Source organism: Streptomyces sp. NPDC050534 (assembly GCF_044457745.1).
GTDB lineage: Bacteria > Actinomycetota > Actinomycetes > Streptomycetales > Streptomycetaceae > Streptomyces.
This window is the reverse complement of record NZ_JBITHF010000023.1, coordinates 14729-36751: the sequence shown is the minus strand read 5'-3', so window position 1 is coordinate 36751 and position 22023 is coordinate 14729. Positions and strand designations below refer to the sequence as shown.

19 protein-coding genes and 6 pseudogenes are annotated in these 22023 nt (G+C 68.4%); 15 read left to right on the top strand and 10 right to left on the bottom strand.

What is annotated here, in order from left to right; genetic code table 11:
* Nucleotides 1-75: 75 nt before the first annotated feature.
* From ACIBN2_RS44375 to ACIBN2_RS44365, 3 genes are read left to right on the top strand one after another with little or no spacing between them, the layout of a single operon-like run.
* Nucleotides 76-255, top strand: coding sequence for a hypothetical protein (locus ACIBN2_RS44375; RefSeq protein WP_399143527.1), 180 nt, complete (start codon nucleotides 76-78; stop codon nucleotides 253-255).
* Complete coding sequence (locus ACIBN2_RS44370) at nucleotides 252-803, top strand: MFS transporter (RefSeq protein WP_399143524.1); 552 nt, start codon at nucleotides 252-254, stop codon at nucleotides 801-803. Before ACIBN2_RS44375 ends, ACIBN2_RS44370 begins: the two co-directional genes overlap by 4 nt.
* Complete coding sequence (locus ACIBN2_RS44365; RefSeq protein ID WP_399143465.1) at nucleotides 763-3249, top strand: transglycosylase domain-containing protein; 2487 nt, start codon at nucleotides 763-765, stop codon at nucleotides 3247-3249. The genes ACIBN2_RS44370 and ACIBN2_RS44365 overlap by 41 nt, the downstream gene beginning before the upstream one ends.
* 1493 nt (nucleotides 3250-4742) lie before the next feature.
* Here the strand turns inward: ACIBN2_RS44365 and ACIBN2_RS44360 are convergent.
* From ACIBN2_RS44360 to ACIBN2_RS44350, 3 genes are all read right to left on the bottom strand, one after another.
* Nucleotides 4743-5477 (bottom strand): hypothetical protein, encoded by a 735-nt coding sequence (locus ACIBN2_RS44360; protein ID WP_399143464.1) that lies wholly within the window; start codon nucleotides 5475-5477, stop codon nucleotides 4743-4745.
* 435 nt (nucleotides 5478-5912) lie between these two features.
* Nucleotides 5913-6368: a hypothetical protein gene (locus ACIBN2_RS44355; RefSeq protein WP_399143463.1), complete on the bottom strand. Its 456-nt coding sequence runs from the start codon at nucleotides 6366-6368 to the stop codon at nucleotides 5913-5915.
* Nucleotides 6369-6538: 170 nt separating this feature from the next.
* Nucleotides 6539-6688: a hypothetical protein gene (locus ACIBN2_RS44350; RefSeq protein WP_399143462.1), complete on the bottom strand. Its 150-nt coding sequence runs from the start codon at nucleotides 6686-6688 to the stop codon at nucleotides 6539-6541.
* A 290-nt stretch (nucleotides 6689-6978) separates the two neighbouring features.
* On the opposite strand from ACIBN2_RS44350, the gene fxsT reads away from it, so the two are divergent.
* Nucleotides 6979-9252, top strand: a complete 2274-nt coding sequence (gene fxsT / locus ACIBN2_RS44345; protein WP_399143461.1) for an FxSxx-COOH system tetratricopeptide repeat protein — start codon at nucleotides 6979-6981, stop codon at nucleotides 9250-9252.
* Here the strand turns inward: fxsT and ACIBN2_RS44340 are convergent.
* Nucleotides 9226-9435 carry a hypothetical protein gene (locus ACIBN2_RS44340; protein WP_399143460.1) on the bottom strand — a complete coding sequence of 70 codons (210 nt, stop codon included), beginning with the start codon at nucleotides 9433-9435 and terminating at the stop codon, nucleotides 9226-9228. The genes fxsT and ACIBN2_RS44340 overlap by 27 nt on opposite strands.
* Before the next feature lie 23 nt (nucleotides 9436-9458).
* Here ACIBN2_RS44340 and ACIBN2_RS44335 point away from each other — a divergent pair.
* From ACIBN2_RS44335 to ACIBN2_RS44310, 6 genes and pseudogenes are all read left to right on the top strand, one after another.
* Nucleotides 9459-9770: pseudogene (locus ACIBN2_RS44335) on the top strand (MGH1-like glycoside hydrolase domain-containing protein); the annotation flags it as partial.
* 44 nt (nucleotides 9771-9814) lie between these two features.
* Nucleotides 9815-9961: a glycosyl hydrolase family 65 protein gene (locus tag ACIBN2_RS44330; protein ID WP_399143459.1), complete on the top strand. Its 147-nt coding sequence runs from the start codon at nucleotides 9815-9817 to the stop codon at nucleotides 9959-9961.
* A gap of 54 nt (nucleotides 9962-10015) precedes the next feature.
* Nucleotides 10016-10213: pseudogene (locus tag ACIBN2_RS44325) on the top strand (BadF/BadG/BcrA/BcrD ATPase family protein); the annotation flags it as partial.
* Between the two features lie 154 nt (nucleotides 10214-10367).
* A complete protein-coding gene (locus tag ACIBN2_RS44320) occupies nucleotides 10368-10730 on the top strand; it encodes a BadF/BadG/BcrA/BcrD ATPase family protein (protein ID WP_399143458.1) in 363 nt (120 codons plus the stop codon).
* Nucleotides 10723-11115 (top strand): EamA family transporter, encoded by a 393-nt coding sequence (locus tag ACIBN2_RS44315; protein ID WP_399143457.1) that lies wholly within the window; start codon nucleotides 10723-10725, stop codon nucleotides 11113-11115. Before ACIBN2_RS44320 ends, ACIBN2_RS44315 begins: the two co-directional genes overlap by 8 nt.
* A gap of 151 nt (nucleotides 11116-11266) precedes the next feature.
* A complete protein-coding gene (locus ACIBN2_RS44310) occupies nucleotides 11267-11707 on the top strand; it encodes a hypothetical protein (RefSeq protein WP_399143456.1) in 441 nt (146 codons plus the stop codon).
* Here ACIBN2_RS44310 and ACIBN2_RS44305 read toward each other — a convergent pair.
* Entirely contained in the window at nucleotides 11649-11930 is a 282-nt protein-coding gene (locus tag ACIBN2_RS44305; protein WP_399143455.1) for a transposase, read from the bottom strand. The genes ACIBN2_RS44310 and ACIBN2_RS44305 overlap by 59 nt on opposite strands.
* 3 nt (nucleotides 11931-11933) lie before the next feature.
* Between ACIBN2_RS44305 and ACIBN2_RS44300 the strand changes: the two genes are divergently transcribed.
* Nucleotides 11934-12104 carry a hypothetical protein gene (locus ACIBN2_RS44300; RefSeq protein WP_399143454.1) on the top strand — a complete coding sequence of 57 codons (171 nt, stop codon included), beginning with the start codon at nucleotides 11934-11936 and terminating at the stop codon, nucleotides 12102-12104.
* Between the two features lie 652 nt (nucleotides 12105-12756).
* Here the strand turns inward: ACIBN2_RS44300 and ACIBN2_RS44295 are convergent.
* The 3 genes and pseudogenes from ACIBN2_RS44295 to ACIBN2_RS44285 all read right to left on the bottom strand — a co-directional run.
* A complete protein-coding gene (locus ACIBN2_RS44295; RefSeq protein WP_399143523.1) occupies nucleotides 12757-13119 on the bottom strand; it encodes a DUF6479 family protein in 363 nt (120 codons plus the stop codon).
* 464 nt (nucleotides 13120-13583) lie between these two features.
* Nucleotides 13584-14021 (bottom strand): annotated as a pseudogene (locus tag ACIBN2_RS44290) (GNAT family N-acetyltransferase); the annotation flags it as partial.
* Nucleotides 14022-14299: 278 nt separating this feature from the next.
* A pseudogene (locus ACIBN2_RS44285) lies at nucleotides 14300-14821 on the bottom strand (transposase); the annotation flags it as partial.
* Between the two features lie 112 nt (nucleotides 14822-14933).
* Between ACIBN2_RS44285 and ACIBN2_RS44280 the strand changes: the two are divergent.
* A pseudogene (locus tag ACIBN2_RS44280) lies at nucleotides 14934-15230 on the top strand (LLM class flavin-dependent oxidoreductase); the annotation flags it as partial.
* A 260-nt stretch (nucleotides 15231-15490) separates the two neighbouring features.
* Here ACIBN2_RS44280 and ACIBN2_RS44275 read toward each other — a convergent pair.
* Complete coding sequence (locus ACIBN2_RS44275; RefSeq protein WP_399143453.1) at nucleotides 15491-17410, bottom strand: Na+/H+ antiporter NhaA; 1920 nt, start codon at nucleotides 17408-17410, stop codon at nucleotides 15491-15493.
* Nucleotides 17411-17537: 127 nt separating this feature from the next.
* Complete coding sequence (locus tag ACIBN2_RS44270; protein ID WP_399143452.1) at nucleotides 17538-18218, bottom strand: DNA-3-methyladenine glycosylase family protein; 681 nt, start codon at nucleotides 18216-18218, stop codon at nucleotides 17538-17540.
* 531 nt (nucleotides 18219-18749) lie between these two features.
* Between ACIBN2_RS44270 and ctaD the strand changes: the two genes are divergently transcribed.
* The 3 genes and pseudogenes from ctaD to ACIBN2_RS44255 all read left to right on the top strand — a co-directional run.
* Complete coding sequence (gene ctaD, locus ACIBN2_RS44265) at nucleotides 18750-20402, top strand: cytochrome c oxidase subunit I (RefSeq protein WP_399143451.1); 1653 nt, start codon at nucleotides 18750-18752, stop codon at nucleotides 20400-20402.
* A 252-nt stretch (nucleotides 20403-20654) separates the two neighbouring features.
* Nucleotides 20655-21107 (top strand): DUF5709 domain-containing protein, encoded by a 453-nt coding sequence (locus tag ACIBN2_RS44260; protein ID WP_399143450.1) that lies wholly within the window; start codon nucleotides 20655-20657, stop codon nucleotides 21105-21107.
* A 455-nt stretch (nucleotides 21108-21562) separates the two neighbouring features.
* Nucleotides 21563-21889: pseudogene (locus ACIBN2_RS44255) on the top strand (sulfite oxidase-like oxidoreductase); the annotation flags it as partial.
* Nucleotides 21890-22023: the final 134 nt, after the last annotated feature.

The following is a 22023-nucleotide window of genomic DNA, read 5'->3' as shown; positions in this document are numbered from 1 at the left end:
CCCTTCCCCCTTCGCGCAGTCCCCGCGCGCCTGGCCGACCCGGCCCTCCGCTACTAGTGAAAGGTGGGATTCACCGTGTCCCCACAGGTTCCACGCGACGCCTCGGTGCGTCTCGGCGCTCTGATCGAGCAGCGATCCGTCGGCAGGTTCCATTACCTGCTCCTGGCCATGACCGGCTCGGTGATGTTCCTCGACGGCCTGGACACCCAGGCGATGAGCTACGCCGCCCGGTCGTCGCCCGGGAATGGCACCTGACCGCCTCCGCCCTCGGCTCGATCTTCTCGGCTTCGGTCGGCGGTCTCATGGCCGGCTATCTCCTGCTGGCGCCCCTGTCCGGCCGAACCGGCCACCGCAGGCTCATCATCTGTTCCGTCGCCTGGTTCGGCGTCCTGACGCTGCTGTGCGCCATCGCGAACAGTGCGCCACAACTGCTCGTCCTGCGGTTCTTGACCGGCGGCGGACTCGGTGCCGCGATCTCGAGCGCGGTCGCTCTGGCCAGTGAGTACGCGCCGGCGAGACGCCGTTCCACCTTTGGGCTCCTGCGGCGCGCCCTGGACGGCGGCGTGGTGCGCGCCGCGCTGCCCGAGCTGGCCGTTCAGCTCGGCATCTGGCTGCGCCGGCGGGGCCAGGCACCCAGCGCCGTGACCGTCACCGTGAGGTACGCCGGCAACGACTGCTGGGCCAACACCGGCCGTGACGCTCGCGAGGACCGCCTGGTGGCGGAGCAGGCCGTCGACCGCCTCCGAAGCACCTTCGGTGCGCGTGTCATCGGTCCTGCGACCCTCCACCGGCCCGTGTCCTGACCGCTTCGGACCGGCGCAATCTCGCCTTTGCCTGAGTTGTTCCGTTTCTCAGGGGCGTAGGTGTGACACTTTCGGCCGAGTTGGCTCTCTTATTCCTGGCGGACTGTGCCAGTCGCCCAGGACAGGAGAGGGATCCGAGCACATGAGTGGACACCGGCGCCGACCGCCGCAACGCTCCAGAGTCGGCAACCGTGCCGGCGAACAGACCAGGGGCCCACAGGCCTCGCGGCATGGTGCTCCGGCTGCCAAAGCGGCCACGGCACGCCGTGCCCGGAGACCGCCGCAGAAGAAGCAGTGGATCGACTACCCGCGGCACGGCATGACGGGCCCGCGCCGCTGGCTGCCGTCGCTGCGTCAGTTGCTGTCGCTGTTCCTGCTCTGCTTCGCCGGCGCGGCAGCGGCCGTCGGCTATGCCTACGCCACGGTCACCATCCCCGAACCCAACCCTTCGACGCTGCTGCAGAACAACGTCTACTACTGGTCCGACGGCACCGTCTTGGCGACGGACGGCAGCGTCAACCGGCAGAACGTGCCTCTCGCGCAGGTGCCCAAGGACGTGCAGTGGGACTTCATCGCCGCGGAGAACGCGTCCTTCTACACAGACCCGGGCATCGATCCGCAAGGCATCGCCCGCGCCCTCCTCCACATGGCCGAGGGCGATGAAGTCCAGTCCGGATCGACGATCACCCAGCAGTTCGTCAAGAACACCTACCTCGATCAGTCGCAGACGGTCTCGCGTAAGTTCAAGGAACTGCTGATCTCATCCAAGATCGGTGCCGTCATGTCGAAGCAGGAGATCCTCCAGGGGTATCTCAATACGTGCTTCTTCGGCCGTCAGGCCAACGGCATCCAGGCCGCGGCCCGCATGTACTACGACCTCCCGGTGCAGAAGCTCAATGTGAGCCAGGGGGCCTTTCTTGCCGCAGCGGTCAACCAGCCGAGCCTCTTTCAGGCTGCGAACTCCGACCCCACGGCCAGGGCGACGGCGGAGGCGCGCTGGTCCTGGGTGCTCGACCGGATGGTGACGACGGGCAGGCTGACGCCGGGCCAGCGCGCTCGATATGCGGCGGCCGGCTTCCCCACGCCGAGGGCGTGGGCCCCCGGTTCGGCATTCACCGGCCAGGTCGGCTACCTGGTGCAACTGGCGAAGTCGTATGCCGAAGCGCACGATCCGAGCATCACCGACAGCAGCCTGAGCCGAGGCGGTTACCAGATCCACACCACCTTCGACAGGAAGAAGACCGCGGCACTGACGCGGGCCGTCGAACGGGTCCGCAAGGAACGCCTCGACCCCGCACACCGATTGGTCGACCGTGACGTCCAGGTCGGAGGCGCCTCGGTGGATCCCGAAACCGGCAGAATCCTTGCTGTCTACGGTGGTCCCGGTTACGGTCACGCCCACTACTCGGACAACGCCGACACCTCAGGCGTCCCGGTGGGATCGACCTTCAAACCGATCGTCCTGGCGGCCGCGCTCCAGCACGGCGCCGTACTCAAACCCGGCGCGCCTGCGCAGCCGATCACCCCGGCCAGCAAGTTCAACGGTGACGACGGCATCAAGATCAAGGACCAGCAGGGCGACTTCGTCACGGATGACAAGGACCCCACCGGACTCCTCCACCAGCACAACGACACAGACGTCCGCTGGGGTTACATCTCCCTGCGCAAGGCGATGGAGCAGTCGGTCAACACGCCTTACGTGCAGTTGGGGGAGTACGTCGGCTACGGGAAGGTGGCGAAGACGGCGCAGGAGCTCGGCCTCCGCTCGGGAAGCCTCGCTGCCCCGAGCGCCGGCTTCTACATCGGTACCTCGACGCCGAGTGCGATTCGGATGGCAGGTGTCTACGCGACATTCGCCGTCAGCGGGATGCAGACCACGCCGTACTCGGTGGTCAAGGTGACCCACAACGGTTCGGCACGGCCCGGCTTCACCGCCCCCGCCCCCGTGCGGGCCCTGCCGGCGGCGGTCGCCGACAACGTGACCGACGTGCTGAGAGACGTCATCGCCCGGGGCACCGGCACCAAGGCCCAGGCTCTTGGCCGGACCGCGGCAGGCAAGACGGGCACCACCGACGACTACCGATCGGCCTGGTTCGTCGGCTACACCCCTCAACTGGCCACCTCCGTCGTCCTCTTCCGAGAGGACCCGAAACACCCGCAATTGCAATCCCTGATAGGCGTCGGTGGCCTGCAAAAGGTGTTCGGCGGCGACATCCCCACCGAGATCTGGACCCGGTACATGCGCGCAGCGCTCGCAGGCCTGCCCGACGCTGCCTTTCCCACCGCCGCCCCCCTCGGCCGGGGCACCGACGAACCCGGCGCTTCTCCGTCTCCGTCCACGCCTCCCCGCCAGAAGGGCGACACCACAGGAAAGAGGAAGTCCACCACCACCCAGCACACCCCGATAGCGACCAGGCCCACGTGCCACGGCCGCAAATGCCACTGATCGTGCGGGCATCGGGATGCTGGACCAGCCGCTGGGAGACAGTGGTGAACGTCTTCGACATCGCCTTCGACGGCCGTCTCTCGCCAGCACGTCAGTAACCTCAACCGCCCTGAATACACCGTTCGTTCGGCGCTGGCTCGCATCCGGTGGTAACCGTGCGTCGCATTCTCCAGATCGTGAATGCGTAGCTCGCGGTTCGACGCACGGCGTGCCCGCCGGTGTCCCGGCAATCCGCGCACTCTTGCAGAAGGCTGTGCGGACGGATCAGCCGACCCGCGCCCTGTGACCCCTTGTGCGGCCGGGTCTGAGGCGACCGGCCATACGACGACGGTGCGCCGGTGATCGGCCTGGTCGGTATCGCTCGGCCCGACGAGACAAGTCTCCTCGGCGAGGCCCTGGGAGCGCAGGCCGTCGCGGGAGACGGAGGATCCGAGGCCGGCGCAGGTGAGGTCGAGGTCGTCGTGCGGACCGGAATGGGAGGCGACGACGGCCTGTGCCGGGGCAGCTGGATCTCTCGTACGGCGGCCGGGGCTCCCGGCGGCAGCGGCACTTCGGCGGGGAGGCAAGCGGTGGCCCGGCCGTGGCCCTCGGTGAACAGCTCATGCTGGTATCGGGGAACTGAGACCACAGGAAGTGGGTCAGAGCCGCTTGGCATGGGAGCCGCCACCGAGGGTGCCGTTCAGTGGGAACAGGCAGCACCTCCATCGCGACGAGGCCTTCGGCCGGCTCGAGCACGGTTTCCGCGTCGGTAAGGGGTTGCTGCGCCCGCCGGGCCTCTCCCGGCGCCGCGAGGCAACGGTTCCGACCCCGTCCCCGGCGCCGGAACCGGACCGCGCACCGTCGTCCAGGTCGTCACCACTGGTCTGGCCGCACCGCTCGCCCTGCCCGCCTGCTGCCACATGACAGGGCACCACTACCTCGGGCCCGTCTCCTGTTCCGGGCGCGGGGACGTCTTCGACGGGCGCGATGGGACGGCCTCACCCACGTCGGCAAAGGCCGCGTCCAGGCATTCACGCGAGTCCGGCGCTCAGGAGCGTACGCAGACAGCTCCGCCGGTAGTCCGAACCGCAGCCGCATCAGCTGCCCTTCAACCGCCCCTCGGCGCTGCAGGTCGCCCCCCGGCGGGGCGCTTGATGACGTGCTCGCAGGCGACTACATGCTCGTCGTCCACGAGGACACCATGCCCGACGATCTCGCCGGCATTCGCTCTCTGGAACCGGACAAAGGCGGTTCTCGCCGCCCCCTTTCACAGTCCAACTGCGCCTGGTGCGGTCCCAGGGCTTTGAGCGCGTGGGTGATGCCCGTCAAGGCCAGGCAGAGCGAGGCAGGATGGATCCCAGGGTCAGCTCCGACATCGGACCACGGAGGCATGCGGGTGCGGAGGCCAGAGCGAAGGTGCGGGATCCGCATGCTTCGGCATGAACCACTTGTCCGTTTGTCTCCCGCTGCGAGACAACCCTTGCCAAGTCCGGTGAGAAGGGGGCCAGGAGTGTTTACGGGTGCAGTGCCTGGCGCAGGGTCAGGCCGTGGCGCTCGCGGAGTCGGCGGATCTCCCAGAGGGACAGAGCGGTGACGGTGATGGGGGCGCCCATCATGAAGACGACTCGGGCGAGCAGGGGGACTCCGGCATAAGCGCCGGTGATCACGTCCAGCAGAGCCAGTTCCCAGGACAGGACGATGGCGAGGCTCGGCGGTACGAGTTCGTGGATGTCGGCGGTGCGCAGGACGTGGACGAGGGACAGGCCGATGCCGTAGAGGGCGAAGCCGACGGACCAGGCGCAGGCGAGGATGAGGAGGATTTTGCCGGGCAGGCCGATGAGGTCGCGGAATCCTTTGGTGACCGGGTCGGGGGCCATGGCCAGGGGGAAGGTGGCCATGGCACCCAACAGGGCGCCGATGGAGGCCAGGGAGCGCAGGGCGCGGCGCAGGTACAGGCGTCTGAGCGGTTGTTGGGCGGCGGCCACGAAGACGCCGAGGACCACGGGGTAGGTGCAGATGAGGACCAGGACGCTGGTCCAGCTCTGGCTGAACCGGTCGGAGAGGGCGCTGCCGACATCGGCGGTGTCGCTGATCAGGCCGTAGGTGATGGTGAGCCATAGCCAGGCGGCGATGCCCAGGACGCTTCGCCACAACTGGAGCCGGCCGACGGTGGGGTCTTCGACGCGGTCCGGGCGTGAGGGGCGGAAGGCCCTCTGGGCGGCGTAGAAGGGATTGCGGACGCAGCGCAAGGCCCTCTGGCGTCGCGTCGGTTCCGGGATGGGCGGCATGCCGGGCGGCCGCGGTGCGCCGTAGGGGTGCGGGGGTTGGGGCCCCCAGCCGGCCGGTGGCTGCGGGGGGTAGGGGCCGCCTTGTGGTGGGTAGGGCGGGGCGGGGGAGGGGCCCCAGGAACCAGGGCCTGTCGGCTGCCCGTTGGGGCCGAATTGCGGGCTGCCGTAGCCGTTTCCTCCGTGCGCGTTCACGGAATTCCCCCATAGCTTCTGTCCGGTTGAGCGTGGCGGACCTTACGGGTGTCCGGTGCCGGACACACTTGATGTTCGAGGCCGTCGCACTACGAGGCGCACTCGTCAAGGTGCACTCGTTCTTGTTTCTGCCCACGGCCGCGAGTCATTCGATGGGCGGGCCGCCGGAAGGGCCGGCCCGCCGCACTCACAGAATCAGCAGCATCAGGTCTGGCACTGGGAGGTCGCGGCGCTGCTCCAGTTGGACCAGGCGCCCCCTGCGGGCCTGACATGGACGCGGATCTCGACCTTGACGTTAACCGGGCCGCAGACGCGGTCCGTGGAGCCGATCTCGACGGGGCCGACCGTGGACCGTCGCTGGACGACGGTACGCCCGTTGCCGATCTTCACCCAGTGACCGCCCGAGACGACGCGGAAGTACGCCTCGTACTCGACCCAGGCGGCGTGCGCGCGCGTATTCGTCAGCATCGTGTGCGCGGTGATGTTGCGGAAGAAGACGTGGCCGTCCTTCCACCGCTCCGCGCTGATACAGCCGTTACCGGAGATGCCCTGGGTCGAGACGGATCCGCCGCAGGCGATGGCGGTGGCGTGGGCGTCGGCGGGGAGGGCAAGTGCGGCAACGGCAGCAGCAGCCACGACGGTTCCCGTACGTTTCAGCATTCAGGTACTCCTTTGGATTGGGTGCGGTCGGCGAGCAGCAGGGCGAGGGGCCCACCGGGGAGGTGGAACCGGTCGTCCTGCGCGGCCTGGATCGCCTCGTTCATCGGCCACCAGGACAGCCCTAAGTCCTCTTCGGTGTCGTAGCGTTCCTGTGGTCCGAGCGTGAGGTGTCAGGCGAGGAACAGCGACAGGCGGGCGTTGTTTCCGAGGGTGATCGCGTAGGTGCCGAGAGTCTGCCACCGGGTGGCCTCGGCCCCGGCCTCTTCCCGGCCGTCTTTGGTACGGGCGGCGACCACGGAGGCGTCCTGAAGCTGGGGCATGGACTCGTTTCCGTGAGGTAGGCGGTGAGTTGGGCGCAGACGGATGACGTCCTCCGAGAGGTGAGCGGCAAGACGTGAGCCCTACTCCTTCGATGGCCGGCAAGCGCTGTGGTCGTTGTGCCGCCGACCATGTTGAGGCGTGGCGCCGCCCGAGTGCGGCGCACCCGGAGGAGTCCGGATTCGTTGGGCTCCCCTGCTGGATGAGCTACATTCTTTTGGCTCCGAAGTCCGGACGATTCCGGAGAGCGGACGAGAACGAGACGAGAACGACACGGGGGAAAGCGGCGTACATGAGGGGACCGGGCTCGCCACAAAGCTGGTTCATCGGCCGGTTGCAGCGGTTGCGGACGTCCGCGGGTTCACCCACCCAGGCGCAGCTGCTGGCCTACGACGACAACAAGGTCCTCACTCGGTCGTCGCTGTCGGACCTGCTGGGAGGCAAGTTCACAAAACCGCCCCCGTGGGAGCGGATCGCGGCCTACGCCACCGCGTGTGTCCGCGCCGCGCACGCCAGTCGAATCCAGCTTTCCCTCGAGGAAGAGCTTGCGCGGCTACGAGGTGAACATGCCACGCTCACCGACCTGTTCGAGACCAGTGTCCGGGAAGCCGGCCAATCCGCGGCACCTGCTTCGAGCCCGCCGCCCCGTCAGTCGACGTACCGGCTGCCGCCGCGCAACACCAACTTCACCGGCCGCGACGCCGCACTGCGGGAGCTACGGCAGCGTCTGACGTCGGGCAACGAGGGCGCGATGCACGTCGTGCACGGGCTGGGCGGTGTCGGCAAAACGCAGCTTGCTGTGGAGTACGCCTACCGGTACCGGTCCGAATACCGGTTCGTGGCGTTCGTGGACGCCGAGGATCCCGCTCTGGTGGCGTCGCAGTTCGCGTCGCTGGCCAGGGAGTTGGGACTGGCGGAGGTGAGATCCGAGCAGGTCATCTCACGTGTGTACGGCGAGTTGCTGGACCGCGGACCCTGGCTGATCATCTTCGACAACGGGGAGAGGCCCGGACCGCTGATGGGCGCCTTGCCGTCCGGTGACCTGCTGAGCAATGGCCACGTCATCGTCACGACCAGGGTGCGGGGTTGGTCGAGCAGAGCCGGCGTCATCGAGCTGGACGTGTTCACCAGGCGGGAAGCGGTGGATCTGCTGGCCCGGCAGGTGTGCGGCATGACCACGGAGGTGGCGGACCGGATTGCCGAGCACCTGGGGGACCTGCCGTTGGCCGTGGAGCAGGCGGCCGGGTACATGGACTACAACCAGACGGCGCCCGAGGAGTACCTGGCTCTGCTCAGATCGCGGTTGGAGGACATGATCGCGCTGGGTGAACTGGCGGACCGGCCGGAGGTCGTGGTCGCGACCCTGTGGCAGCTCAGCGTGCGAAGGCTTGAGGCAGAGCGTCCGCAGGCGATGCGGCTGCTGGAGCTGTGTGCCCTGCTCGCGCCGGAGCCGATCCCGCTGGACCTCTTCACCGGCAGTACGGAAACACTGGTTGCCGCCGCGGCCGACCCGGTGACGTGGGACATGACGGTCGGTGCCCTGGCCGGCCTGGGGCTGGCGAGGCGCGGGGCTTCCTCCCTGGTGCTGCACCGGCTGGTCCAGGCCGCCATCCGCGCAGCGATGCCGGACGACGTGCGCACCGACGCTCGCGTACGACTGTGCCGGGCGCTGATCGCCGCCGTACCACACGACATCCACGGTGACCCGGATGCGCGATCACAGTGGCAACGGCTGCTCCCGCACGTGCTCGTGGTGACCAAGGACGAACCCCCGGCCGAGTGCGCTGCGCAGGTGGCGACCCTGCTGAGGCTGGCGTCGGCGTTCCTCATTTCGATCGGGGACCATTCGGTGGCACTGCCCCTGTGTCAGCGTGCCTTGGCGATCCACGAGTCGCTCGAGAGCAATGCGGACATCGGCTTCGACCTGATCACCCTGGCGCAGATCCACCGGGACCGCGGCGCGCCCGAGCGAGCGCGTTCGGCGGCGGAACGTGCTCTGAGCCTGCACGAGTCCTGCCTGCCGGCGGACAGTCCCGCCATCGCGACCGACTTGGCCACGCTGGCACGCATCCGACACCTTCTCGGTGATAACGAGGCGGCGGTGCCCTTGGCCGAGCGGGCGCTGCGGATCGACGAGCGGGCGTACGGGCCGGACGACCCGTATGTGAGCTTCGACCTGGTGGCACTGGCGAGTGTCCACCTCGACCGCGGCGATCACGCCGTGGCGGTGCCACTGATCTCCCGGGCACTACGGATCCGTGAGGCCAGCTATGCGCCGGACCACCTGTACATCGGGTACGCCCTGCTGCTCAAGGCCCGCGCCGTACACGCGGTGAACGACCCGACCGCTGCGGCGCTCGCGCGCAGAGGCGCGCTGATCCTGAGCGCCCGGTTGGGCAGGGCCCACCCCAAAACAGAGGACGCCTTCGCACTGGCCAGTTGCCTGCTGCAACGCGACAGCGGCGAAGCACCCGGCGAAGCCCTTGCGGCGGGCGAGGCTTTCGACACGAAGAACGCACCCATCGTGGGCGCGCGTCAGTCACGGATGCCGAGGGCCGTGATCTGAGCCGTCGCAGAGCTGGGCCCTTCCCATGTCGCCGTCAAGGCGCTCGTGCAGGCGCGCGAGCAGGACGCCCATCGGGGCGAGGGCAAACGGCAGCAGTACGAGTGCGACCGCGATCGGGGTGATGACGACGAGGACGCCGGTGACCCACACGTTGTCATCGGTGGTGGTGCCGGCGAAGAACACGGCAGCACGGGCCCAACTGCGCGATCCGCAAGGGCTTTTGGCGCCGTTCGGACCGACGACGGTCGAGTGTCGCAGCCCGTGGTTCATGTACCAGGCGCGGGAGGGGCTGTCGCCGGTGGGACGGTCCGAGCTGGCCGTACGCCACGAGCCAGACACTCACCGCCCTGGCCAACCTGCTCATCGACTACCCCGCACAGTCCCATGTCGGCCGCGCCGACTACTACGCCACACTGCGCTCCTACGCTCTGACGCAGCGGAAGATCGGCGAGCCGTACGTTGCCGAGGCGCACCACCCCGATGAGGACCGCTGGATATACGACAGCCGTGGTCACAGCGAGGACTACAACCCTCCACCTTCAACGACCTGGTCCTTTCCGGGATGCTCGGCATCCGATCCCAGCCCGACGACACGGTTGCCATCGCGCCCCTCGTGCCGCCCGAATGGGACTACTTCGCCGTGGAGAATCTCGCCTACCACGGCCACAACCTCAGCGTGCTCTGGGACCGTGGCGGCGGACCTCGCTGAGACTCACGGCCCTACACGCGTCGGGCGGCGCCGTGGGGTCTCCGTCTGGCAGTCATGGCGGACAGCAGACCCCCGGCTCGCGGTCGCCGGTGGGCGGGCTCGCTCGGTGCGGTGGACGGCATCAACGTCATCAGTGGCGCTGGCTCCATGGCCTACGGCGAACGCCAGGGCCGTGGCGTGCGCACCGGCGGCTGGAGCGAACTCTTCAGCGGCGAGGGTTCGGCACAGTGGATCGCCGCACGGGCGCTCAACGTCTTCTCCCGGATGAGCGACGGTCGTCTGCCCGAAGGTCCTCTTGCGCAACTGTTGCGTGAGCACTTGCAGTTGACCTCGGACCTCGAGGTGATCGACGTCTTACTCAACCGCTGGCAGGGACACCGCAGTGAGATCGCGTCACTGACCCCTGGTGGTCGAGGCGACTCGTGCGGGCGACACGGAGGCCGACGCCATCCTTGCCGAGGCCGGCAGGGAACTCGCCCTGCTCGTGGACAGCACCCGACGCCAACTGGGTTTCTCCATCGGGGACGTGGTCCTCGTCTCCTACTCCGGCGGGGTCTTCCGCTCAGCCCGTGTGCTCGACGGGTTCACTGCCGCGCTCTATGCCGGCGAGGCCAGGTACAAGCTGCGGCAGCCCTTGTTCGAACCGGTGGTGGGTGCCGCGCCCTACGCGGCCAAGCTCGCCGGTACCCCTCTCGGCACCGAGGCCCTGGCGGCTCTGCGCGCCGACTCGGACGTCACCACGACGGAGAGCGGTGAGGGCGATGCGTGAAAAGCGAACCTGGATCCTCTACGCGGGCCTGTTGGTGCTGTTCTGGGGAGTCTGGGGAGCGTTCTCCAGTCAGCCGACCGAGCGGTACGGCTATCCGGACGAGATGATCTACGTCATCTGGGCCTTCACCATGCTCGTCCCGGCCGCGGTCGCGCTGCGCCGGGAGAAGTTCGATCGCCGCCCCATCGCCGCGCTGTACGGACCTGTGGCCGGACTCACCGGCGCGGGCGGTCAACTCCTGCTGTTCCAGGCGCTGTCCAACGGTCCCGCCTACCTGATCTTCCCGGTGGTCTCACTCTCCCCGGTGGTCACCGTCCTGATGGTCGTGGCCCTGCTCCGGGAGCGCATGACGACGTCGTCCCGCAGGGATCACCACTTGTCATAACCGCCCGGACATCGCCGATTCAACCTGAGTATCCGCCAAGTGGAATTGCTCGAAGCCAACACGCCAGGGCCGCTCAACAACGTCACGGCCAGTCATATCAGCTGGATACGGATTCAAGCCTTTTCAGGGTGCGGTTCGTTACGTACCGGCGATGACGGAATGGCGCCCTCCATGGTGTAGTCGAGCGGTGGCCCGATTCGAAGGAATTCGGAAGAACACCGGAAATCGCTGGAGATACGGCGAGGACGAAACCTCCGCCAGGGCGGCCGGGCCCTCTCGGCTGACGGACGTCGTGGTCGCGCTGCTGCTGGCGGTGGCCGATGCCCTGGCACTGGCGGGTATCGCTCTGATCATGGTCCTGGCCGGTCTGGCAAGCACGGGCGACGGCTTGTCGGGGGCTCAACGGCCTCATCCCGGAGTCTCGTTCTCGGGACTCGCCCTTGCCTGGGCGATTCCCGCCGCGCTCGCAGTCTCCACGTTCGTCCACGCAAGACTGCGGATGCCGATCGCCGCCACGGTCCAGGGACTGTTCCTCATCGTCGGGATCGTGCTCGCTCTCGCCGAGACGAACATGTTGCTGTCGATCGCCTGAACTGGGTGCCGTGATCGGCGTGAACGATCACGCCCGGCTCAGGGCGGCGGTTGCGGATGGCCATGTCCAAGGCGTTGACCACGAGGGTGGAGTCCTGCTTTGAGTCGATGGACCAGCCCACGATCCTGCGGCTGAACGCGTCCAGGACCGCCGCGCAGTAGACCCACCCTTCCCTGGTGCGGTGTTGCGTGATGTCGGTGACCCACAGCTCATCGGGACGCAACCGATGGAACTTGCGATTGACCAGGTCCTCGGCGGTGACGACGCCACGCAGTCCTTCACGCGCACTGGTCCGGGCACGCCGTGGATTCTGGCCTGCGTCATGAGTACCGACACGGTTCTGGAGCAGACCCGGATGCCCATGGTGAGTTCGGCGTGGACACGGCGGTGGCGGTAGGTGCCACGGGAGACGACGTGGACCTCCCGGATTAGCCCGGTCAGCCAGTCTCGCCGTAGCTGCCGAGGGGTGGCCGGTGTGCGCTTGTGCTTGTAGTAGTTCTGCCGGGCGACTCCAAGGGCCCGGCAGCATCGGTCGATCGGTGCCCCGGCATCGACGAGTCGGTCGATCACCGGGTAGAGCCTTTTGGGCGGGGCTTGTCCTCGCCGAGGAACTTCGCCGCCTGCCGGACGATCCCCAGCTCGGTTTCCAGCTCGCGGATCCGCCGACGTGCAGCCCGCAACTCAGCAGACTCGCTCGACGGCGTGCCCGGTCGCCGCCCATGTCGATGTGGTCTTGCCGCAACCACTTCGCCAACGTGACGGGATGGATACCAAGCTCGACCGCGGTCTGCTTGGCCTGCCTGCCGGCGCGGACAGACCAGCGCGATGGCACGCGCCCGGAACTCCGGCGGACAGGGGCGAGGCGTGACTGCCAGCTTTCCGTGAAGGGCTGTCAGTTAGCCACCAGAACTGGAACCTGAGAGGTGGGGCAGGTCAAGATGTCACCCGGACCTGCGCCAGACCCGTCTTTGGACACCGCGCTTTGCGTGTTGTCGCCAGCGGGACCTCACGGCGGATCAGCGCGGATTCCTCCCACGACGCGACGTCCGTCACACGCGTCCAGGCCCACCGCTGCCGAAAGCGCCGCTCGATCCTGGCATCCAGCGGCGACGGCTCTGGTCTTCACTGCGACGGCTGCCCGAGTGATGGAGCTGGTACGGCCTGAGCCGCGGGCTTCCCTCCGCCGCCAGTGGGATCTCATCGGGCTCTCGTTCCTCGAACACCTCATGAACGGCGCCGGTGGCGGGAAGCATGCCGTGCTCATCAGCATGGGGGCGGGGAGGCTCGTTCTCCATCACTCTCACGCCCATACACACGGCCCATACCAGTGCGCCTGCGACGACCACCCCGATGAGGGCGATCGTTGAGTGGAGCGCCTGCGAAGACGCAGCCAACAGTTCGTGCGTTGCCATAGTCATGAACTGATTATTTCCCTTCGAATAGAATAAAGCGCTATAAATATAGGCGGGTTGATGGGATGTGGATTGCGGCTTGTCGGTTTGTCAGACCTTCCGCTTCGCCGTCTCCGCCCCTTCGATCTGGCGACCAGGGCTCCGCCTCAACGTCTTTAATGGCGAGGAAAGGCGACGCCCGGGAGACCAGGGCCAAGCGACCTACGAGAGGAGCCCGATAGCATCCCGGCGGTGACGGACCCAACGGCTCCCACCACCCACACGGAGGCGACACGAGCGCGAGAAGGGCAAGGCACATGAGCGACGATGGACTGGCCGATGCGGAATTTCCTGTCGATACGGAGGACTTGCGTCGCAGGCTTGACGAGCAGGCGGTCGCAGTCCGTCGTCGGAGCGCCGAACACACCATGTCCATCCCCTGTCTGCCATGCCTCCCAACTTCTCCTGCAGTTGCGGTCTCTACGTCACGAGGGGAGGGACACCGGTGCCCCTGACACCGGCGGACAGCACGACCGAGACCGCCGTGCACCGCACCACAATGATCGGCGAACCCTCTCTTCACGACGCGGAAAGCCTGTAGCGGATGAGGTTGGTCCAGCGATATCCCTGGCTCGGATTACGCGCGGTTCGACGCTGGCGTCAATGCACAGGTCGGCTTCGAATACCGGGACGGTTGGCGTCACGAGACGGGCGTACTCCGGATGCTCGTCGATAAAGGAATGCACGACCGGGCAGATGATCGTCACCGTCCGTCTGGAATCGGCGACGTCATCGAGTGCGCCCGCGATCAGCTCTCCGGCCACCCCATGATGCTGATACCCCGGTTCCACTGCGATCGAGATCATCGCAACCCTGCCGCCCGCCGACTGGTGGGCCAGGGTCCCGATGCGGTCCGATCCGAGCCATGCGTCGTACGCTTTTGACTCCGCATCCTCGCCACACGGACATCGATGTCTGTGTACTCATTCCTATCCATGCCATGACCGCGCCCAAGAGGAGGCGATTCTTACTTGTATGAAACGCCGAAGAACAGGTGCTGACGCCCCGAATCCTGGCTGACAGGATGTCGGCGCCTGTCTTCTTTGAGACCTCACAGGTCAGAAGGAACTGAGGCATCCGCTCCACGAGGCCCGGACTCGCCTCAACTAGCGAGTCCGGAACCGCGTACGCACTGCATTGGAGGGTGAGCCTCCAGCAGTTCCTCGATCCGCCCGGCCAGCAGCGTCCGCTGGTCAAGCACGGCTGTGAGCGATGTGGCCAGGCTCGGGACGATCAGCGAGGCGGCGTCGGTGCCTGGGACCGTAACGGTCTGCTCGTCCAGGGCGGCGAAGATCTCCTCGACCAGACGCTCGGCCATCCTCGGTGCCTTCGGCCGCAGCAGGGTGACCAGGCGGCGCCTGCCGGCCTTGCGTATCTGGGCCGGGGAGCCGAACCGTTCCAGCAGGGTAAGGACGGCCGGGTGTTGCAAACGGTGGCCCCAGCACCCGCTCCAGCGAGGGATGGATCTGAGTCAGCAGGCCGTGGAGCCGGTTGGCGACCCGGGTGGCTTCGCCTGCGAGGTCGTCGTCGAATCCGACGATCATCTCCAGCTCGGCGATCGTCTCGTCCTCGCCGTCGATCGCCCGCAGCGTGTGAGGCATCGCGCGTGCGGCGTCAGCGATGATGAACGCGTCCCTCGCGTCGTTTTGGCTTCGCCGGGATATGTCGACGACTTGGGCGGGGGTCTCGGCGGCGGGCTGACCGCGCCAGGTCGTGTCGGCGTAGGCGGCGGGGTCGAGGACGGTGGTTTCCGGGGTGCCCGCGGTGGCAGCGCGTCGCCGGCAGTCCTCCTCGCCCTGACGGCCGCCGCGACCTCCACGATCAGGCGCGGCTCCGGTGCCGTCCAACTCGGGCACCGCATCGCGCTGTCCACGGTGCTGATTGACGCCCTGCATCCGGGCCGCATCGACCTGGGCCTGGGCCGCTCGGGCGGCCGGCCGCCAGGAACCCAGACCACCGCACCGTCGACCGCGACGCCCGTTGTGGACGGCCGGACACCGAACTACCTGCTTGTCCCATCGCGCTTGACCTTCGAGCACATGCTCGGCTTGCCGCGGATTACCCTGCAGCGCACAGCTGGCGCTGCGAGGTGAGCCAGGCAACCCGTCGCTGCAGTCCCGGTGGCCGCCGTGACCGGCCGTCTGACTGTTCGGGAATTCGAAGTCGCCCGGATTCCAACGGTCCTTGAGCAGCTGCCGCGCTGCCCCGGTCCCCTATGCGTTCGATGGCCACGCTGGGCCTGCCGCCTGGCGGACACCGCACGGAGCCGGCCGTCGCACACCGTGCTGGAACGGCGCCCGCGGGAAGGTGTGGCCGGCCCGGGACTTCGGTCTTATCGCGCGCTCCACAGGCGTCCGTGGCGGCGGTCTCGTGCCACGGCGGCCCGCTCGCGCGCCGCGCGCACGGCCGTCGTCAGACTCGCGATGTCGTAGGCGCCGTGGTGGCGGCGGCCGTTGATGAAGAACGTGGGTGTCCCCGCGACCCCGCTGAGGTCGGCGCTCTCCACGTCCTCGGCGATGCGGCCGGCGCCGACCCTGGCCACCACGTCCGCCTGGAAGCGGTCCACATCCAGCCCGATCGCCGCGGCGTGGGCCGACAGGTCGGCGAGCATGAGGCTGCCCTGGTGGGTGAGGAGGAGGTCGTGCATCTGCCAGTAGTTCCCCTGGCGCGCGGCGGCCTCGGCCGCCTCGGCGGCGAGCCGCGCGTGCGGGTGGATGTCGGCGAGAGGGAGATGCCGCCACACGTAGCACACGTCTTCGGAACCGCTGAGCAGATCCCGGATCACCGGTTCGGCCAGGCCGCAGTAACGGCACTCGTAGTCGCCGTACTCGACGACGGTCACGGCCGCCGACTGCGGCCCCCGCACGTGGTCGCGTGCCGGGTCGACCGGCACGGCCAGGTCCACGATGGCCTCGGCCCTGCCGACGCGCGCACGAAGCCGCGTGGGCTGCGGAAGCAGGTTGACGGCCCCGTTGATGACCCAACTGAGGGCGAACGAGACGACGACGGCGCCCAGCACACCTGCCGTGGCCTCGTCGAGCTCGGCGCCGCTGAAGGCGCGTGAGGCGATGAGCAGCGAGACGGTGAAGCCGACACCCGCCAGGGCGCCACCGGAGGCGACCGCACCCCACCCGGCCGGGGGCCGGACGCGCCCGCGGCTCAGGCCCGTCGCCGCGGCCGACGCGCCCACGATCGCGAGAGGTTTGCCGACCACGTACGCGAAGAAGATGCCGAGGGTGATAGGGGACGTGGCCGCCCGGGACAGCAGGCCGGAGTCGACAACGATCCCCGCGTTCGCCAGCGCGAACAACGGGACCACCACGTAGCTCGCCCAGGGGTGGAAGAGCCGCTGCATGCGCTCGTTGGGCGAGAGTGCCGAGGCGAGGCCCTCCCGTACCACGCGCGCGGCCTCGGGAGTGGGCTGCTCGCGGAAGCGGCGAAAGAGCCCGCTGGTGCGCTCCAGGTCCCCGCGCGAGGGCGGGCCCGCGTAAGTGAGCAGCCCCATCGCGAGCCCGATGATGACCGGGTCCACGCCGGAGCGGGCCAGCGCGACCCACGCAGCGACCGCGAGGAGCCCGTACACCGGCCCTCGCCGCACCCTCAGGGCCCGCGCGAGCAGCACGGCGCCGAACAGGCCCGCCGCCGCCAGCAGGGGCGCGGCCCTGACGCGGCTGCTGTAGGCGCTTGCGATGACGACGAGGGCCAGCAGGTCGTCGACGACTGCGATGGTCAGGATGAAAACCCGCAGGCCGGCCGGCACGCGGGCGCCGAACGTGGCCAGCATGCCGAGGGCGAAGGCGGTATCCGTCGACATCGCCGCCCCCCAGCCGTGCGCCGACGGGTGCCCCGCATTGAGGGCGAGGTAGATCCCGATCGGGATGAGCATTCCGCTCACTCCTGCGGCGAGCGGGAGCGCCACTCGCTTGCGCTCCCGCAGCTCGCCCATGTCGAACTCGCGACGGGCCTCCAGGCCGACGACGAAGAAGAACACGGTCATGAGGCCGTTGTTGACGAGCTCGTGCAGCGACAGCGAAGCGCGGTGGGGGCCGGCCTGCAGGGCGACGTGCGTGCTCCAGAACGATGAGTACTGCGTGGGGGCGGCGTTCGCCCACGCCAGGGCGGCGACGGCGGCCGCCAGGAGGACGACGGCACTGGCTGCCTCAGTGTGCAGGAAGGCGCGCAGTGGGGAGCGGGCGGCGTCGTCGCACCTCGACTGGCCAGAGAACGTGGGGGGACTGGGCGGGAGGTTCATGGCACCGTCTGGGGGAGAGGAGGGGCGAAGGGAGGTCGCGTCCCGCAAGGGGACCGTCCGGCACGCCGTGCCGCGCGCCCGGCCTTCTGCAGCCCGGCGGCACTGCCGCCGGCGGGCGCGGGCCGGCTCACTGCGTCGTCTCTGGGGCGTCGGCGCGCACGCCGCTGCCCGGTTCCTCCTCGAAGGGGGCGGGCGAGGAGAGCGAGGACCACAGCAGGGCAGCGGCATAGGTGCGGTAGGGAGCCCAGGGAAGGGCGCGGCGCCGGGTGTCCTCGATCTCTGGCATGGTGTCGAGCTGCCAGGCGCGCTCGATCGCCCGGCGGATGCCGATGTCCTCCGCGGGCAGGACGTCGCTCCGTTTCAGCTGGTGGATGAGGAACATCTGGGCGGACCACAGACCCACCCCCCGCACGGCGGTGAGGTCGGCGAGCGCGGTGGCGTCGTCGACGCCGGCCATGTTCTCCAGGTCGATGGCGCCCTCCGCCTGCCGCCTGGCCAGGTCGTGGAGGTAGGACGCCTTGGCTTGGGACAGCCCGCAGGCTCGCAGCCGGTCCTCGGGAAGGGCGAGAAGCCCGGCCGGGGTGACGTCGCCGCCCATAGACGCCGAGATCCGCCCGAAGATCGTCAGGGCTGCCGCGGTGGAGATTTGCTGGCAGACGATGTGGAGGGCCATCGCGGCGAAGTTGGACGACGCGGGGTAGCCGCGCCCCTCCCGGGTGAAAGGGTCGGGCTGGCCGACGCTCCCCACCAGCTGCTTCAGGACGGGGTCCGCGGCGGTCAGGTGTCCGTAGGCGGTTGCGAGGGCCATGGCTGCTCCATGCGCTGTCGTGGTGGAGGGGCGGCGGGTCCGCCGTCGGCGCGGTCGCCGTTCCTCCTGGCTACCGGACGGGTGTCGCCCGGGCGCCTAGCGCCCATCTACGCCGCGTCTACGGCAGGCTCCCAGCCGTGCGGCTCCGCCTGCCCCGCTCCCGTATGTATGCGGTCCGGAGCCGGACGATCCGTCAGCCGGGTGAGCCCTGTCGCCCTGGTCGGGACGTGTGGGGCGACGATTGCCCGGCATCGGCCTTCGGGTCGGTCCGTACCTACGTGTACCGAGACCGCGTGTGATCCTCACGTTCGATCACCTGGATCGAAGTGATCGAGGTGGCGCTCCGCAAGAGCGGTTCACCCGGCCGCATGGGCGAAGAACGGCAACGGCGTCCGCCCCCCTTCGAAGAGCCGTCCCCGCCGGGTCCTTCACCCACGGTAGATCGCACATGTATGCCGCGGTGCTTGATTTGCGCTCACGGCACGGCGGGCACGTGGCCGAGGCCGATCGATCAAACCCACGGAGGCGACGGTGGCGAAAGTACAGGTGGCCGACGCGGCCGTAGGGCGCCGACAGGGCGCGGGCAGGGTGGTGGAGTGGCTGACCACCACCGACCACAAGAGGATCGGGACCCTCTACCTGACGACCTCATTCGTGTTCTTCCTGGTCGGCGGCGCTTTCGCCCTCGTCATGCGTGCTGAACTCGCGCGCCCTGGCCTGCAGTTCCTCTCCAACGAACAGTTCAACCAGGCCTTCACCGCGCACGGCACCATCATGCTCCTGGTCTTCGCCACCCCCCTGTTCGCTGGCTTCGCGAACTGGATCATGCCGTTGCAGATCGGTGCCCCGGACGTGGCCTTCCCCCGGCTGAACATGTTCGCGTACTGGCTCTACCTCCTGGGTTCCCTGATCGTACTGTCGGGATTTCTCACCCCCGGCGGTTCCGCCCACTGGGGGTGGACCGGCTACGCGCCCCTGTCGAGTGCGCTGCGGTCACCCGGCGTGGGCGGCGACCTCTGGATCATGGGTCTGGCCCTGTCGGGCTTCGGGACCATTCTCGGCTCGGTCAACTTCATCACGACCATCATCTGCATGCGCGCGCCCGGCATGACCATGTTCCGCATGCCGATCTTCACGTGGAACATCCTGCTCACCGCAGTTCTGGTCCTCATCGCCTTCCCGACGCTGGCGGCAGCTCTCCTCGCCCTGGAGGCGGACCGGAAGTTCGGCGCGCACGTGTACGACGCCGTCAATGGCGGGCCACTGCTGTGGCAGCATCTCTTCTGGTTCTTCGGTCATCCCGAGGTGTACATCATCGCCCTGCCGTTCTTCGGCATCGTCACCGAGATCCTGCCCGTATTCAGCAGGAAGCCGGTCTTCGGCTACATGGGCCTGGTCGGGGCCACGATCGCCATCGCCGGCCTTTCGGTGACCGTCTGGGCGCACCACATGTTCGTCACCGGCGGGGTCCTGCTGCCCTTCTTCTCGTTCATGTCTTTCCTGATCGCCGTCCCCACGGGCGTGAAGTTCTTCAACTGGACCGGAACGATGTGGAAGGGATCCCTGTCCTTCGAGACACCCATGCTCTGGTCCATGGGCTTCCTCGTCACGTTCCTCTTCGGCGGCCTGACCGGTGTTCTGCTCGCTTCCCCGCCCCTGGACTTCCACGTCTCCGACTCGTACTTCGTCGTGGCGCATTTCCACTACACCCTCTTCGGCACCGTGGTGTTCGCCATGTTCGCAGGCTTCTACTTCTGGTGGCCGAAGTTCACGGGCAAGATGCTCGACGAGCGGATCGGGAAGATCCACTTCTGGACCCTCTTCGTCGGGTTCCACTGCACGTTCCTCGTTCAGCACTGGCTGGGCGCAGAGGGAATGCCACGGCGCTATGCCGACTACCTGGCGGCCGACGGGTTCACCGCCTTGAACACCGTCTCGACGATCGGGTCCTTCCTGCTAGGCGCCTCCATGCTTCCGTTCCTCTACAACGTGTGGAAGACCTCGCACTACGCGCCGCGTGTGGCCCACGACGACCCCTGGGGATACGGCCGCTCCCTTGAATGGGCCACCTCCTGCCCGCCGCCACGACACAACTTCCTGTCCCTGCCCACGATCCGCTCGGAGTCCCCGGCGTTCGACCTGCGCCACCCCGAGGTTGCGGCCCTGGAGCGCAGCGCGCGCTGACAGTTGCTGGACAGGCGCCCCATCGGTCTGCGGACACGGCAGCGCACGGGTGTGCGCACAGGCCGTCGGCGCACCCGGACCGGCCGGGGCACCGTGGGCGGCTCGCGCGGGGTGACCGCCGCCTGGACGAGGTGCCGCGCCGGTTCGGCGACGTCGCGTAGATGCCGCGTCCATTCCGGGACGCTTGGATGAGGGACCCGGGCCACTGCAGCAGGGCGGCGCCGGAGAAGACGAGACGGCAGGGAGACCCTGATGACGGCAGCAGATGGCGCTTCGGCGTCGAGCGATCCAGCAGACTTCAACCCCTTGCGCCCCGAAGAGGAGTACGACGAGGACGAATTCGGCGAGGACATCCTCGATGAGGGGTACTCGCCTCCCGAGCGGCCCCTCGGCGTGTCCGAGTGGGGGCTGACCGCCAGAGAGGGGGCTTCCCACGAAGACTTGACCCACCGTCTGAGGCGCGAGGTCCCCGAATTGAGCGCGCGGGACGAAGGCGACGGATTGGGCGACACCGTCGGCACCGACGGAGAACTCCTCGATGACCAGGTCGGCGACGAGCGCGCAGGCCGCCTGGTCGGCTGGGACACGGACGGCGACGTAGGCTTCGACGACGACTACACGGCCCGGGACGTCGGCATCGATGGCGGTGCGGCCTCAGCGGAGGAGGCAGCCATCCACGTCGTCCCCGACCGCGACGGCGGATGACACCAGTCCCGTGACGGACGGCCGGAGGCGATGTCGGGCCGTGTGGCGCGCGACCGCCGGCTCCGGCCGACCGCCCGCACGAGCCCCCTTCACACGCACCGCGCTCACGCCGCCAACGCGCCGGATCCCCGACGCCCGTTGCTGCACGGACCCCGGTCAGAGACTGGCACGCGGAAGTGCTGCGCGCCCAACTGGTCGCGCGAAGCCACCGGGTGGGCTGAAGCGGGCCCTGCCCGGCACGCCGCCGACATCCTGCATGAGACGACAGGTAAGACGACCGCACCTTGCGACGCCAAACCCACCACAGACCCCGCACACCTCCTGCCCGACCGTTGAGGACGCCCAGAAATGACGATCATCTCTCACAGGTTCCACGGGCGTAGAGCTGCTCCCGGGAAAAGCTTGCGCCAGGCCAGTGCGAGAACATCGGCTTTTCCGTGCTGTCGGCCGGTCCCATGCCCCGCGTGGCCCGAGACACGTGCGAGCTGGCAATCATCACCACGGAAGTCGGGAAGCGCCACGTCTGGGACTGGTTCGCTCTGACGGTGCTGTCGTCGGACACCCCGAGCGTGGACCTCCACTTCGTCATCAAGTGGTCGAAGTTCAAAACTCGTTGGCAAGGGGTGTCCCAGGACGTCGCGCTCGCCGACGTCGAGACCGTGGCCGAGTACGCCCTCGTCGCCTCCTGCGGCGGATACACGACGAACCTGCCACTCGAGGGCCTCCTGGACGGCAAGGCGTGGCTCGTGGCCGGGCACGACGGCGAGGATCTCGCCCCCGGGCACGGAGGCCCCGTTCGGCTGCAGGTCCCGCACCTGTATCTGTGGAAGTCCGCCACGTGGTCCACGCCACCCACGTGCGCGACGACGACACACCGGGGTTCGACGACACACCGGGGTTCTGGGAGAGCGCCGGC